The sequence below is a fragment of the Persicobacter diffluens genome, assembly GCF_036244895.1.
Classification (GTDB): Bacteria; Bacteroidota; Bacteroidia; order Cytophagales; family Cyclobacteriaceae; genus Persicobacter; species Persicobacter diffluens.
The window spans coordinates 257,450-272,414 of the sequence record NZ_BQKE01000001.1 but is presented as its reverse complement, the minus strand read 5'-3'; the positions used below and the strand labels follow the sequence as shown (position 1 = coordinate 272,414).

The 14,965-nt window shown below is 43.7% G+C and carries 11 protein-coding genes; 2 read left to right on the top strand and 9 right to left on the bottom strand.

All coding sequences use genetic code 11. The annotated features are described in order from the left end of the window. Positions 1-53: 53 nt before the first annotated feature. Together AAA970_RS01095 and AAA970_RS01090 are read right to left on the bottom strand one after the other, a co-directional pair. Entirely contained in the window at positions 54-1,352 is a 1,299-nt protein-coding gene (locus tag AAA970_RS01095; RefSeq protein WP_338235661.1) for an ABC transporter permease, read from the bottom strand. Then, positions 1,352-2,293 (bottom strand): ABC transporter ATP-binding protein, encoded by a 942-nt coding sequence (locus tag AAA970_RS01090; protein ID WP_338235660.1) that lies wholly within the window; start codon positions 2,291-2,293, stop codon positions 1,352-1,354. Before AAA970_RS01090 ends, AAA970_RS01095 begins: the two co-directional genes overlap by 1 nt. A gap of 145 nt (positions 2,294-2,438) precedes the next feature. Between AAA970_RS01090 and AAA970_RS01085 the strand changes: the two genes are divergently transcribed. After that, positions 2,439-3,572: a serine hydrolase domain-containing protein gene (locus tag AAA970_RS01085; RefSeq protein ID WP_338235659.1), complete on the top strand. Its 1,134-nt coding sequence runs from the start codon at positions 2,439-2,441 to the stop codon at positions 3,570-3,572. A 56-nt stretch (positions 3,573-3,628) separates the two neighbouring features. On the opposite strand, the gene AAA970_RS01080 is transcribed toward AAA970_RS01085, so the two are convergent. Beyond that, positions 3,629-5,308 (bottom strand): FAD-dependent oxidoreductase, encoded by a 1,680-nt coding sequence (locus AAA970_RS01080; RefSeq protein ID WP_338235658.1) that lies wholly within the window; start codon positions 5,306-5,308, stop codon positions 3,629-3,631. 26 nt (positions 5,309-5,334) lie between these two features. Continuing rightward, a complete protein-coding gene (locus AAA970_RS27790; protein ID WP_060685184.1) occupies positions 5,335-5,571 on the bottom strand; it encodes a cysteine-rich CWC family protein in 237 nt (78 codons plus the stop codon). 243 nt (positions 5,572-5,814) lie between these two features. Between AAA970_RS27790 and AAA970_RS01075 the strand changes: the two genes are divergently transcribed. Next, positions 5,815-6,405, top strand: coding sequence for an acetate uptake transporter (locus tag AAA970_RS01075; RefSeq protein ID WP_338235657.1), 591 nt, complete (start codon positions 5,815-5,817; stop codon positions 6,403-6,405). A gap of 272 nt (positions 6,406-6,677) precedes the next feature. On the opposite strand, the gene AAA970_RS01070 is transcribed toward AAA970_RS01075, so the two are convergent. From AAA970_RS01070 to AAA970_RS01050, 5 genes are all read right to left on the bottom strand, one after another. Then, entirely contained in the window at positions 6,678-7,448 is a 771-nt protein-coding gene (locus AAA970_RS01070) for a septal ring lytic transglycosylase RlpA family protein (RefSeq protein ID WP_338235656.1), read from the bottom strand. A 452-nt stretch (positions 7,449-7,900) separates the two neighbouring features. Then, the gene (gene nadB / locus AAA970_RS01065) at positions 7,901-9,511 is read right to left on the bottom strand and encodes an L-aspartate oxidase (protein ID WP_338235655.1); all 1,611 of its coding nucleotides are present in this window, start codon (positions 9,509-9,511) and stop codon (positions 7,901-7,903) included. A 204-nt stretch (positions 9,512-9,715) separates the two neighbouring features. Beyond that, on the bottom strand, positions 9,716-11,977 hold the full coding sequence (locus AAA970_RS01060) for an NADP-dependent malic enzyme (protein ID WP_338235654.1): 2,262 nt from the start codon (positions 11,975-11,977) through the stop codon (positions 9,716-9,718). A 107-nt stretch (positions 11,978-12,084) separates the two neighbouring features. Next, on the bottom strand, positions 12,085-13,200 hold the full coding sequence (locus AAA970_RS01055) for a DUF4837 family protein (protein WP_338235653.1): 1,116 nt from the start codon (positions 13,198-13,200) through the stop codon (positions 12,085-12,087). 352 nt (positions 13,201-13,552) lie between these two features. Continuing rightward, on the bottom strand, positions 13,553-14,959 hold the full coding sequence (locus tag AAA970_RS01050) for a lytic transglycosylase domain-containing protein (protein WP_338235652.1): 1,407 nt from the start codon (positions 14,957-14,959) through the stop codon (positions 13,553-13,555). Positions 14,960-14,965 lie beyond the last annotated feature (6 nt).

Sequence of the window (14,965 nt, the reverse complement as noted above, 5' to 3'; positions counted from 1 at the left end):
TAATATTAATACGTATCATCAATTATATTGTTCTTTAAAACAATCACTTACACTCAATACCTCATCCGAACCCATTTCCAAAGCACCCGGTAATTCACCTTGGCACCATTCATTAAAATGCCAATTCGGTAAATTCTGGCTGCCAGCCAGGTGGTGAAAGTAAAACCAGCCGCAAGGAATGTCATCGACAATAATAACTGCCAAAGAGGAACTCCAAAAGGCACGCGCATCATCATAATTACCGGAGAAGTAAAAGGAAACATCGACATCCAGAAAGCAAAGTTACCATGTGGATCCTGCAATACCACCGCCAGAGAAATGATCGCGAATAGCAAGGGCATACTCAGCGGAATCATGAATTGCTGATAGTCCCCATCCTGATCCACAGTAGCCCCTACCGCAGCAAATAAAGCGGCATACATCAGATAGCCTCCCAAAAAATAAAAGACAAAAGAAACTCCGATGGTCACGAAATCCATGGAGGCCAGTGCTGCCGTAATTTTCGGCAAGCCTTCGGCTGCCATCGCCTCCATCTGCGGATCCATCGGGGCGGCAGGAGAGGGACTTAAATATACACCGGTAATCGCTCCAATCACCAGACTAAGCACAAGGGACAGTCCTACCCAAATGATAAATTGAGTCAGCACCACGCTCGCTACACCAACAATTTTCCCCACCATCAATTGAAAGGGACGAACAGAGGAAATAATTACCTCCACTATTCTGTTCGACTTCTCCTCAATCACCCCACGCATTACCTGGGTACCATAAAGGAAAATGAAGAAGTAAATTAGGAATGCCGCCAAATAACCAATCACCGAAGCCACCTCCGCATGGCTCTCTGCCTCATCGCCGTTTTCATTGATATTCACTGTGCGAATGCCAACCTCGGGTTTAATGGTGTTTAACCACTCCTTTGACAGACCGGCGGCCTTTAATTTTTCCTCTTGAATTTTTTCAGCAATTACCTTCCGGATTTCTGACTTAATCGCCATCCCCGGATTAGCTTCCGAGAAATAAACCAGATTGGTTTTTTCTTTTAAATCCACATTCGGGATTAATAACAAACCATCATAAATCCCCGATTCCAGATATTCCTTCGCATCCTCCAGGCTTTCATCCACATAATGAAATTCCACCTCCGAATTACTTTCAAAAGCATCGGAAAACAAGCCGGAATAATCCACCACTTCCACCTTTTTGGTTTCAGGTCCCTTTTCTGCCAGCCAGATCGGCACCGCCCACATCGCCACAAAAAGGAGTGGACCCAGCAGCGTCATGACCACAAAAGATTTTTTCCGCACCCGGGTCATATATTCCCGCTGTATAACTAGCCAAATTTTTTCCATCATCAAGAACTTATAATTTCAGAGGAGGCAGGACCCTCCACTTTGGAGACATGTTGTATAAAAATTTCACTCATAGAAGGAATCAATTCCTCAAAATGGACTACATGTCCCTGCTGAAATACCGCAGACAGTAAATCATTCGAATTTTCACTTTCGGCCAATTGAAAAGTCATGTTGAAATGCCCATAGTCCTCCTGATGGGAATTAATCAATTCGAAAGGAATAATGGCCGGGTCGATCATGGCATCTGTCACGATCTGATATTTATTGGCCTTGTGGTCCATTTTGATATCCCGCTTTTTCCCTTCCAGTACTTTTTCGGACTTATTGATCAATGCAATATTATCGCACAATTCCTCCACGGATTCCATCCGGTGAGTAGAAAGCATGACCGTACATCCTTTATCCCGAAGCGCAAGAATTTCATCACGGATCAAATTGGCATTCACCGGATCAAAACCGGAAAAGGGCTCATCCAAAATCAGAAATTCAGGCTCATGCATGACCGTTGAAATAAACTGCACCTTTTGCGCCATGCCCTTGGAAAGGTCTTCCACCTTTTTATTGGACCAGTCTGCTATCTCGAATTTATCAAACCACATTCGAATCTTTTGGATGGCATCTCTTTTGGAAAGTCCCTTCAGTCGGGCCAGGTACAACAACTGTTCGCCAACTTTCATCTTTTTGTACAATCCCCGCTCCTCCGGCAGATAACCAATTCTTCGAATATGATCCGGTTGTAATTCCCGCTGATTGAAGCGGATGGTTCCTGAGTCCGCAAATATGATTTGATTGATAATCCTGATCAAAGTGGACTTCCCCGCACCATTTGGCCCGAGTAATCCAAAAATACTTCCTTTAGGAACCGTCAGACTAAGGTCCGTCAGTGCCTGATGATCTGCAAATCGTTTATTGACCTGCTCAATTTCTATTTGATTGATCATATAATATTTTCAAATGAAAACTAGAATAATGGGAAATGCCCTTTTCCCCCTAAGAGATAATACGCAATATAGAATTATTTATATTTATCCCTATAGATTAATCCAGATGACGGCCTCCTTACGTTACTTTTAAAAAGAACGTCTTATGGTCCGAAAACTTACCTTACTTCTTCTTTCTCTTCTTTTATGCGCTCAGCCTGCTTTCCCCCAAACGGAGCACGCACCGGAATGGCTCAATGAGCGGGTTTTGGTCTCTTCCGAATCGCATCATCAAACGGGAACCCTATGCCTAATAGACTTTCCCAATGGTCGGCAATGGATGGCCGTTGCCGGCCTTGCCAATAAAGAACAAAATGTTCCGGCTTTAGGGAATTATTATGTGGAAATTGGTTCGATGACCAAGATGTTTATCGCAACGGCCATTTTGCAATTACATGAGGATAGCTTGTTGAACATCTACAAACCCTTTACATTCTATATAGAGGAGCCCTGGGCTAAAAATTTAAATCGATGGAAGAAAAAAAATTGGAGTGATTCCATTTCCATATTGAACATGCTTAACCACACTGCCGGCATATTTGATTACCTGGACGACGGTACCGATCAGGCTACAGTTGATAAATATGGCTATGAGGGGAAAGTACGTTTTAAACCACGAGAGCTTATTCGAAACTCCAATATTGAAGGAAGTTATGGGCCTCCAAATAAAAAATGGCATTACAGCAATACGGCTTATCTGGCCTTAGGCATTCTTATCGAAACCGTGAGTGGGAAACCATGGCAGGATTACATTCAGGAGCATATTTTAGACCCTGCCAATCTGCAGCGCACCAAATTTGGTACAAGAATGAATAAAGAGGAATTGTCGAAAAAAATGCAGGGTTATTTTGATGGCAAAAAAATCAATATGGCCTTTTCATTAGCCGGAGCGAGTGGGGAAATGGTCAGTACTTTGCCGGATATGGCGGTTTTCATCCGGAAATGGTGGGGAGGAGAGTTCTTCAAATACCCGGAAACCACCAACTTATTGCGGACCGCTCATTTTGCAGATATTGGGCCTTTAGGCAGTTATGGAATGGGCATTATGCATTTAATGGATCTATATGGACATGGCGGGCAAACCTTCGGCTTCTCCGGATTTGGGGGTATTTTGCCCCAAAAAGAGATTGTACTCATTTGGATACAGAATGACTCCCAAGTGGGGGTCTACCCGGCGATACTGGACATCTCGGATGAATTAATGGAAAAGAAGAAAAAACCGGTTTCTGGTGAAAAATAAAGGGTCTGTACTAAATTCAGTACAGACCCTTCCGTTTTTTAAGGATAAATCAATGCTTAAGCATTTACAGCCTGAGGCACGACCTCATAGCCTGATTTTTTATATAAGAAGAATCCTCCCTGAACATTTTTCACTTTCGTGAAGCCAGAGTTCACCAGGATCATAGAAGCCAAATAGCCTCTCAATCCTTTCTGGCAATAAATCACCTGTTGCTTGGCAGGATCCAGCTCATTTATTCTTTCTCTCAATTGATCCAATGGAATATTGATCGCACCCGGTACCTGACCCTGATTGGCCAATTCCTGCGGATTACGCACATCCACCAACTGGTAATCTTCTGAAGGCGTTTCTTTCTGGAAGGTGGTCAGATTTCTTGGGCTGATTTCCTCATGAACAAATTTCAGGGTATTGGAAGCCGTATATCCTGCTACAATCACCGGATCTTTTGCCGGAGAGAATGGAGGGGCGTAAGCCAAATCCAGATTAGGCAAATCATGTACTGTTAGCTTCGCATAAATGGCGGTAGACAAAACATCAATACGTTTATCTGCTCCTTTTTCCCCAAAAACTTCTGCTCCTAATAAAGTACCTGTAGTTGGATCATAATAAATCTCCACGATCAAATCCTTTGGATTAGGATAAAATCCGGGAGTCGCTCCGGCAATGATTAAAGTACTTTGGTAAGGAATCTCCCTCATCTTCAATGCACGCTCATTAAAGCCTGTACGCGCTAAAGTATAATCAAATACTTTCACGATCGCTGTACCATAAGCCCCGGGAAAACGCTCATTTCCACCGACAGCATTGGCACCCGCAACACGTCCACCTTTATTGGAATGCGTGCCCATAGGGAAATAACCAGCCTCGCCGTTGATCAGGTTTTTAATCGACACGTTGTCTCCAGCAGCATAAATATCCGCCAAAGAGGTCTCCATTTTATCATTCACCACCAAAGCACCATTGGATAAAGTTTCCGCTCCTTTATCTTTTAACATTTCAGTGTTGGGACGTCCACCTACGGCAGTCATCAGGTAATCTGCAGGAATAGTACGATCTCCCACAATCACGGCTTTCAATTTGCCCTCTTCGACAACCACCTCTGAAATTCCTTCACCGGTAATCACGTCAACCCCTCCTTCATTCAGGGCTTGTTCCGCGAAATACCCAAATTTAGCATCCCAGGCAGCCAGTACGGAAGGTGCTAATTCGACCACTGTAACTTTTTTCCCTGCTTTGGCCAGGTTTTCAGCTGCTTCAATTCCGATCAGTCCTGCTCCCAATACCACGATATCATGCATGGCATCAAGTCCGTTGTAAACTTTATCAAAATCAGCCATGGAACGTACGTTCGACCAATCCTGCGTTAGCTCTAAATTTTTGATTTCCGGTACAAAAGCACGGGCACCAGTGGCAAAAATCAATTTATCATACGCATAAGTACCCGCTGATGTAATGACCTGATGCTGATCAGGCAGAATGTCCATCACCGGCTCATTCAAATGCATCTCTACACCAAACCTGTTTTCCAATAGATTGGGTTTTACCACCAACAACTTTTCTCTGCTCTGTATGGTATTCGAAAAAGTATAAGGAATACCACAAGTGGCATAACTGATGTAATCGGTTTTTTCGAAAAGAAGAATACGAGCATTCTCGTTCATTCTTCTTGCTTTGGCTGCAGCGGATGGTCCTGCTGAAAGACCTCCAACGATGATGATTGTTTCTTGCTTGTTCATAAAAACCTGCGCCCCTCCCGGGGATTTTATCTTTGCTTAATTTGTTTCATTTGCACGCTTCGCTGTTGCTCGAAAAATTCCTGCTTCAATTCCCGCATACAATGCACGCAAATACAATCCGAAAAAGCCTTGGCTTTGATAAATTCTTTCTCCTCCGGAGAAAAAGTTACCGCACTGCATTGGCATTCGGCGATATTTCCAACTTTACATTCAAATTTGTTGCCACATCTCGGGCAAACTTTGGATTCGTGTTTTTGCAACATTATTTACTAAAGAATTGAACCTGAAAGCATTGCTCCGCGATTCTGATTACAAATGAAAGGCTATTTATGCAGGCCTTCTATGACTTTTGTTACACAAGTAAAAAAAGGATTAATCCACTACTTTCGCAAGAATTACCACGGCTCTTGTGGTATCAAAATTAAACCTCTATTTTCGCAGCCGAATTTCCTGATAAAGATCATTATTTAGGAAATCGACCATTTATTTTATCATTTCAAACTAAAATGCAAAACTTAGACATTGTCGCTGTAAAGGACACTACGGCCAATCCTGCTCCGCTTGGACTTTTGGGATTTGGCATGACCACCATCTTATTGAACCTGCACAATGCCGGTCTTTTTGGAGTAAACTCCGCCATCATGGGGATGGGTATTTTTGTGGGAGGACTGGCACAGGTAGTGGCAGGAATTCAGGAATCCAAAAAGAACAACACCTTTGGCGCAACAGCCTTTACTGCTTACGGCTTCTTTTGGTTATCCTTGGTAGCCATTTGGATTCTCCCTCAGGCTGACCTGAATGTAGAAGCTGCCAGCAAACAAGCCATGGGCTGGTACTTATTGATCTGGGGAATTTTCACCTCCGGAATGTTTGTAGGAACACTAAAAAGTAACCGGGTATCTCAAGTCATCTTCGGATCACTGGCGGCCCTTTTCTTCCTCTTAGCCGCCGGAGACTTTCTGGACAACCATGCGATTACCAATTTCGCCGGAATTGTCGGTATATTCTGCGGAGCCATGGCCATGTATGATGCGCTGGCGCAGATTCTGAATGAAATTTACGGAAAGGAGCTTTTACCTCTGGGACATAAAAAATAAAATTAAAACCGGCTTACGAGTCGGTTTTTCTTTTTTAACCCATATAATGCCTGCTTAACCCGGATTATTCATGCTAAAATCCTCGTTTAGCTGCCAGGCGGAAAAAATGAAGGAACAGTCCGCTATCTCGAGTTTTTTCCCATGAAACAGAGGAATATGAAGGAAGCAAGCTCACCCAAATTGGGGTGATAAAAAACCAAAAAAAATACTTGTAATTAATTAGCAATAAGCACCTTGGGTTAGATCATTAAATTTAGCGGTAAAAATTCGAGTTAAAGCAATCGGTCTACCGGCACCACAAAAGCATCTTTATTAACTTTTCGAACTCTGGGGAGATCTGCCTCTGCAGCAGCCCGATCCGGATAATGCCCCAACAATACCCGAAAAATAGTCTCTTTTTTTTGTGCGACCACCTGCACCCGGCTTTTGCCCAAGCCCATGATTTTATCCAGATTAGCCAACATATTTTCGTAAGAATTGAAAGAACCCAACTGGACGACAAAACCGCCCTCCAGTTGCATACTTTTCGCTTCAATTTCAAAAACCTCAATAACCGCAGGAGCAACAACTTCCTCCACAGCCACTGGCGCGGAAGGAGCCTTATTAGGCTTTTGCTGGGCTGTAGGCTCCGTTTTTTTTGATGCCGGAGCGGGCTTATCTCCCCCATATTCTACCGGCAGGGCAATCACTTCTACCACGCCCTTGATCAGTCCGGCCTCTACTCCTCCGAGATCCTTCATCGCCTGTTTAGTCAGATCCAATACTCTTCCTTTAGAAAAAGGCCCGCGGTCGGTAACTTTCACCTCCACGGTTTTCCCGTTGTAAGTGTTGGTTACCCTCACCTTAGTTCCAAAAGGAAGGGTTCGGTGCGCACAAGTATAAGCTTTATTGGAAAATTTCTCTCCACTGGCTGTGGAGCGACCATTGAACTTATCTGCATAGTAAGAGATCTCTCCCTTAAATTTATCACCTACTTTTTGGGCATGCGCCACATAAAGCATTCCAAGCATAATCGCCCAGAATAATATCATTCTCTTCAGCATGTTTTTTCAAATCTATTTTCCCAACTTAAGGTGTTACAATAAAATACATCTCATTCATAAGCAGGAAAAATACGGTCAATATGGGTCAAAAAAATAAGCACCAATATAGTAAAGAAATTTTATACCATTTCCGCTGTGCTCAATGTGGGTCGTGGTGGAGTATTGGAGATTTTCAAATCATTCATAAACCGGCTTTATATTGTCCACATTGTGGTACAAAAGCCACTTTGGAAGAACTAAAACCAAAAGACATTTAAACCGAAATACACACCTCCAAATTTCACATATATAGTCAAGAGGTCTATTTTCAGCACATTAAAGCCTTTATTTTTGATTTTTTATTAACCCAAGGGTGAGCCAGCTTTCACCTCACTCCGCTGTTTCTTTAAGAAAAACCCCTTCATTTTTCCCGCCCATAAGTTAAACGTAGTATTAGGCAGGTATAATTCGGATTAAATCTTACCAACGATAATAGTATTTTTTTTATACTGCTCCAGGCTCTCCGGATAATCGCTCATAAAGTGGGCTCCCCGGCTTTCATTTCGACGTAAGGCCGACTGGATGATCATATCGGCGATGGCGCCACAATTTCTCAATTCCAGTAATTCCGGAGAAATCCTTGTTTTCTTATAATAGTCTTCAATTTCTTTATTAAAGACTTTCATTCGTTTGTAAGCACTGGTCAGGCGAATTTTCGACCGGACAATTCCCACATAATCCCACATCACGTCCTTAATCTGGGTCAGGTTATTTCGCACCAGATACCATTCTTCCTTATTCTTGGCTCCGGAATCATCCCAGGAAGGAATGACGATATGGGAAAAATTGCGTCGATTTTTAAGGCGCTTGGAAATGATTTTTTCCGCTGCCCGATGCGTAAACACCAAAGCTTCCAACAGCGAGTTAGATGCCAGACGGTTCCCCCCGTGAATACCGGTATGGGCTGATTCTCCTCCGGCATACAGATTTTGCATGGAAGTCAAACCATTCAAGTTGGTCATTATTCCACCACAAACGTAGTGCGCGGCAGGCGTTACCGGAATATAATCCTTACCAATATCAAGACCCAATTCTGCTTTACAATGGCGATAAATATTGGGAAAGCGCTTGGACAATTCCGCTCCGCCAATATGCGTCAAATCCAAATAAACGCAATTGGAGCGCAGGTTCTTCATTTCCGTATCAATGGCCCGGGCTACAATATCGCGTGGTGCCAACTCTAAACGCTCATCATATTTCTCCATGAAACGTTCTCCTTTGGCATTTCGCAGCTGCCCTCCATGGCCACGCATGGCCTCTGTAATCAGGAAGGGTTTCTTTCCCGGGTTATACAAACAGGTAGGGTGAAACTGTACAAATTCCATATTCGCGATCCGCACTCCGGCCCGATAGGCCATAGCCAGGCCATCACCCGTAGCCACCTCCGGATTAGTGGTATGCTGGTAAGCCTGAGAAGCTCCTCCGGTGGCAATCATGGTAAAATCTGCCTGAAAAGGAATTACACGCCGTGCCTGAATATCGAGCACATAGGCTCCGAAACAGATATTAAAATCAGCCTGTAAATTTCCCAGCACATGGTGTTCAGTGATTAAATCCACCCCCATATGATGATCAAAGATGGTAATATTCGGGTGGGCTTTCACTTTGGCTAACAAGGCGCGCTCAATTTCTGCTCCTGTCAAATCCGCCTTATGCAGGATCCGGTGACGGGAATGACCACCCTCTTTGGCCAGCGAGTAAGTGCCGTCTGCATTTTTATCAAATTCACAGCCTTGTTCAATCAAATCTCTTAATCGATCAGGACCTTCCTCTACCAATACTTTTACCGCATCCGGATGGCATAATCCGGCACCTGCAATCAAAGTATCTTTATAGTGAAGTTCTTCATCATCATTTTCAGACCACACCCCGGCTATTCCCCCCTGTGCGTAACGAGTGTTGGATTCCTGAGGCTCCGACTTCGTTACAATATGGACTTTTCCATGATCGGCCACATTTAAGGCAAAGTTTAATCCTGCAATCCCACTTCCTAATACCAAAAAATCTGATTTAACGATAGGCATATTCAAACAGCTTTTGCTTCCTCCAATTCCCGGCAAATCCGTCGGGCTTTATTGTGAATACAAAGCTAATTGATTTGCCGACAATTCTTGAAAATTATAACAAAAACTAGAAGTAGCAAGCTCATGAAGCGCCAGAAAAACCGTAAAACAAAAAAGTCCGACCTCCGGGCCAGACTTTTTGTATCCTTATTAATTTTGTTTCTTTTACGCTTTTTGGGCTTCCACCACACCAATAGCGGCCAGTTGTACGATTTCGCGTACAGAAGCCCCCATTTGTAATATCTGTACCGGTTTGTTCATGCCCATCAGGATCGGGCCAATCGCATCGGTACCCCCCATCTCCATTAAGAGCTTGTAAGCGATATTACCAGAGGCCAGGTCAGGGAAAATCAGGGTATTGGCTCCTTTCTCTGCCAGCGCACTGAAAGGATAAATCTCTTTTTGCAATTCCGGATTAACCGCTACATTGGCCTGAATATCTCCTTCGATGATCAGGTCCGGATGCTGCTGTTTGGCCAGCTCCACTGCCTCTTGTACTTTTGTAGGGACGTCCCCCTGAGAGGAACCGAAGTTGGAATAGGAAAGTACGGCAATCCTTGGCTCAATATTGAAAGAACGAACACGCTCTGCCGTCAGGCTAATGATCTCCGCCAATTCCTTTGCGGTTGGATTAACGTTTACGGCGGTATCTGCAAAGAAATAGGGCTTATTGTTACTGGAAACAATGTAAAGACCAGCCACACGATCCACGCCTGCTCGCTTTCCGATAATTCGAAGATTCGGAATCAGCGCACTTGGATAATCCTGCGTCACTCCACCAACGACCACATCAGCCTCTCCGTGTTCCACCATCATGGAAGCAAAATTATTCCGATTGCGCATCTGCTTAATGGACTGCTTCATCGTGAGGCCTTTTCGCTTACGTTTTTCCCACATCAGCTGTCCGAAAACTTCCCGTTTGGCCTTCTCGATCATCGGATTGATCACCTCAACACCATCCAGATCCAGCTGTAGCTCTTCGATTCGGTTTTTGATCACCTCTGCATTCCCCAAAAGTATGGGGTGCCCAATGCCTTCATGCAAAATGCTGTAAGCTGCCTGCAGCATTTTAGAAGATTCTCCATCTACCAATACGACACGTTTTGGATTCCTTTTGGCTGTGGAAATCAAATGACGGATGAGACTCTGGTGAATACCGATACGCTCTTCCAATTCCACCACATAGGCATCCCAGTCATCAATCTTGGATTTGGCCACTCCGGATTCAATCGCTGCTTTCGCCACCGCTGGTGAAATTCGGCTGATCAATCTTGGATCAAGTGGCTTTGGGATCAAATACTCTTTTCCAAACGCAATGGTCGGATCATTATATGCCTGCTTTACCGTTTCCGGTACATTTTCCTTGGCCATTTCGGCTAATGCACGAACAGCCGCCAATTTCATGGCTTCATTAATTTTGGTGGCCTGCACATCCAGTGCCCCACGGAAAATATAGGGGAATCCCAATACGTTATTTACCTGGTTGGGGTGATCTGAACGCCCTGTTGCCATAATGATATCATCCCGGGAAGCCATCGCGGTTTCATAGGGAATTTCCGGATCCGGATTCGCCAAAGCAAAAACAATCGGGTCCTTGGCCATCGATTTCACGGCTTCCGGAGAAAGCACATTTCCTTTGGAAAGCCCCAGAAACATATCTGCTCCAGCAAGAGCTTCTTCCAATGTACTAACATCTGTACGATCAGTAGCGAAAAGTGCTTTACTTGGCGCCAGTTCACCACGATCTTTTCGAATAACTCCTCGGGAATCCAGCATCAGGATATTTTCTTTTCTGGCACCCAATGAAACATAAAGTTTCGTACAGGCAATGGCAGAAGCACCCGCTCCGTTCACCACGATTTTTAAGGATTCAATCGGCTTCTTTACAATCTCCAAAGCACTTAGCAAGGCTGCAGAAGAAATAATGGCTGTCCCATGCTGATCATCATGCATCACTGGAATGTTCATTTGCTCGATCAACTCCTGCTCAATCTTAAAACTCTCCGGTGCTTTGATATCTTCCAGGTTAACCCCGCCGAAAGTGGGTTCCAGTGATTTTACGATCTGAATAAATTTATCCGGATCTTCCTCATCAATTTCAATATCGAAAACATCTATTCCGGCAAATTTCTTAAAAAGCACGCCTTTTCCTTCCATCACCGGCTTGGAGGCTTCTGCTCCAATATTCCCTAATCCTAAAACGGCCGTACCGTTTGAAATTACGCCCACCAAATTTCCCTTGGCGGTGTATTTGTAAGAATTTCGTTGGTCTCTTTCAATCTCTAAACAAGGTTCCGCCACTCCTGGAGAATAGGCCAAGGCCAAATCCAGTTGCGTACTCATAGGTTTGGTAGGAACCACCTCAATCTTTCCGGGTTGACCCTGCTGGTGGTAAGCCAGCGCATCCCGTTTTAATTTTTCCGACATATAAATGGTATTTGTTTGTTTATGATTTCATGCCTGCCTTCATTAAACCTCAGCGGTTTACCAAAAAACAGACATATGAGGGTTTGGTTATTGCGCGTTTGTGCTCCCTATTTCGCGGCACTTTGTTTCGGCAGTTCGTCAGAGGTTTGGAATGTCCACAAAATGGCTTCCAGTTCGCGGATTAACTCTCTTTTATTTCCCCCCGGACGGTAAGCAAATCCCTCTAGATAAAATAGTTTCTGTTGCGCTTCATCCACAATGGCATACCCAACATACGGACCACCCATAGCGATTTCATTCAATCTCCATAGCCCACGGATCTCTACGGCATATTTGCCATTAAAATCCACGGTTCTGGTTTCCGGTTTCAAAATGGTTTGGGTCAGCATGTAGGAATCCGGATCATCATTCCCCAATACATACTCTTTACAGACGCGATCACGGAAAGCAATAATGGAATCCGGCTCCAATTGGGATTCACTCACAAATGGAGTTTCTGTTAAGAAAAAGCTCTTATCAATTTTCTGTCCCGGGTTACGGAACCAGATAAACTGTTGCCCTTCGTCTGCCTTTTTATAAGCAAAGGGGATTCTCAATTTTACTCCAAATTTATCCTGAATATGCTTGCCCAATTCTTTAGACTCTTTGGAAGAGTAAATATCGGTCCGAATTCGTTTTTTCTCTCTTTCGTTAAAATGCTGTTGAATCACATCAGCATGCATCATGATTTTTCCGGCCAATTCCTCCTGGGTATTTCCGTAAAGAAACATGACCTCCTGCCCGCGGGCGTATACGTCTTTGGCGACTGCCATATAATCTGAAGGATCCGTCGAAGACAATTTAGACAAAATGCTTTTGGGCATCGCCTGTTTGGTTAAATCTGCCGACTTAGAGCGGTTGTCAGAAGAATATACCCGAACCACATTGGCCTGGAACAATAGGGAAGCCGTAAAGTCTTCCGGTGTAATTCGTAAAATCTTGAATTTAGGCTCAGACTGTGGAAGCACGGCATAAGGACTTAAAAACACCTCATCCAAAGCATCTCCGATAGGGCCCTTCATGGAGGCGGAATCCATGACCAGTAAAATCTGACCGAACACTCCACGGGAAGCGGGTAAATACTCTTTTTTCTTTTTCTTGGAGGAAGTAGATTCACAGCCAAAAGCTGCTACCATCAATAAAATGGCCAATACACTTCCGAATGATTTATGAATACGCATCATCTGTAATGATTGATTGAAAAATATTTTCAGACCTGAATTATTCGGTTATAAATTTAAATGCAAAGTAATTATTTAAACCCGAATTACGCATGCTTAAATACTCGTTTAAGTGCAAGGTGGGAAAAATGAAGGAATTGTTGCCTATTTCAGTTTTTCCCAAGGAAGCAGATCAATGAAGAGGAAGCAAGCTTACCCAAATTTAGGCTATAAAAAATCAAAGAAAAATACCTGTAATTGATTGATGGCCGGATGATTGAGTGTTTTGCTAAATACAGCGGTGAATAATTCGGCTTAGCATTCTTCAACAAAAAAAACCGGAACTAAGTCCGGTTTCTTTTTCAATAAATTCTCATTATCCAATTTTGAGCTTCTGTCCTACATTCAGCTTATTGGATCGAAGACCATTTAATTTTTTTAATTGACTCACCGATACGCCTTCCAGCTTTTGGCAAATACTCCAAAGCGTATCACCACTTTGTACTACATAAACCTTTCCGTTAATGGTAGTAACCGATTTTGCACTGCTTTGGGTAGGAGTCGCTGTCCCGGCTTTTTTGGCGATAACATTGGCCTGACGATCAAAATAGGAAGGTTTGACCCAAATGTCTAATCGCTGTCCGGCACGAATCATCGTACCCCTGATATTGTTCCACTCCCGAATATCAGACACTCGCACACCATATTTACGTGCAATTTTCCCTAATACATCTCCGGATCTGACACGATGACGAATTCTTTCGCGTCCGTAGACACTACCCGGAATATTCTGCGCTACCATATCAATCTCTTTCTGCCCATAAGTAGCAGAATCAAGTAAATATTCCTGATTGGCAACAAATTTCTCTGCGGCTTCTACCGGTAAAATCAGTGGGTAGGATTTTGCAAAAGGAGGAATCGCATCATGCTTTAGGGAAGGATTCAGCATGCGGATATCATCCGGACAAATATCCAACTGATTGGCCAATACCCGCAAATTCGTAAACTGACTCACCAATACTTCTTCAAATTCTGGTAAATAGGCCGGATCATCCACAAATAAATTATGCTCTTCTGCATATTTCATCATATAGGTGACCGCTACAAATTGAGGAACATAGGAACGGGTCTCACGAGGCAAATAATTATAAATGTCCCAGAAGTGCTTCTTTCCGGAACGTCTCATGGCCTTTCGCACATTCCCGGGCCCACAGTTATATGCCGCTAAGGCTAGCTCCCAATCACCGAACTGCTTATACAGATTGGTAAACATTTTACAGGCAGCTTCCGTGGCCCGATTCGGGTTTACCCGATCATCATAATAAGACGTACGATGCAAGCCATACTCCCTTCCGGTAAAATACATGAATTGCCAAAGTCCCATGGCTCCGGCATGGGAACGCGCCTCAGGGCGCAATCCCGACTCTACGATAGAAAGATATTTAAGTTCGTCCGGCAAACCATATTCCGCCAATTTTTCTTCAAAAATGGGAAAATACATGTAAGATTTCCGGATAATCTCCTTGGAATACGAACGGTCCCGAATCGTAAAATAATCCACAAAGTTCTTCACCTTCAGATTATAATTCATCGGAATTTCTGTAATCTCAGAAAGCTCCTCCATTCTTTCCCCTACCAGCTCAAAGCCAGGGTCAGGGATATACTCATATTGGTAGTTGGTGTGTACTACTGGCTGGCTATGTCGCCCATCAGGAAAATTTCCGGCCCAGGCACCCCCGAAGGATGCCAATAACAAACCATAAATTCCTAAATATTTCTTCATATCTCT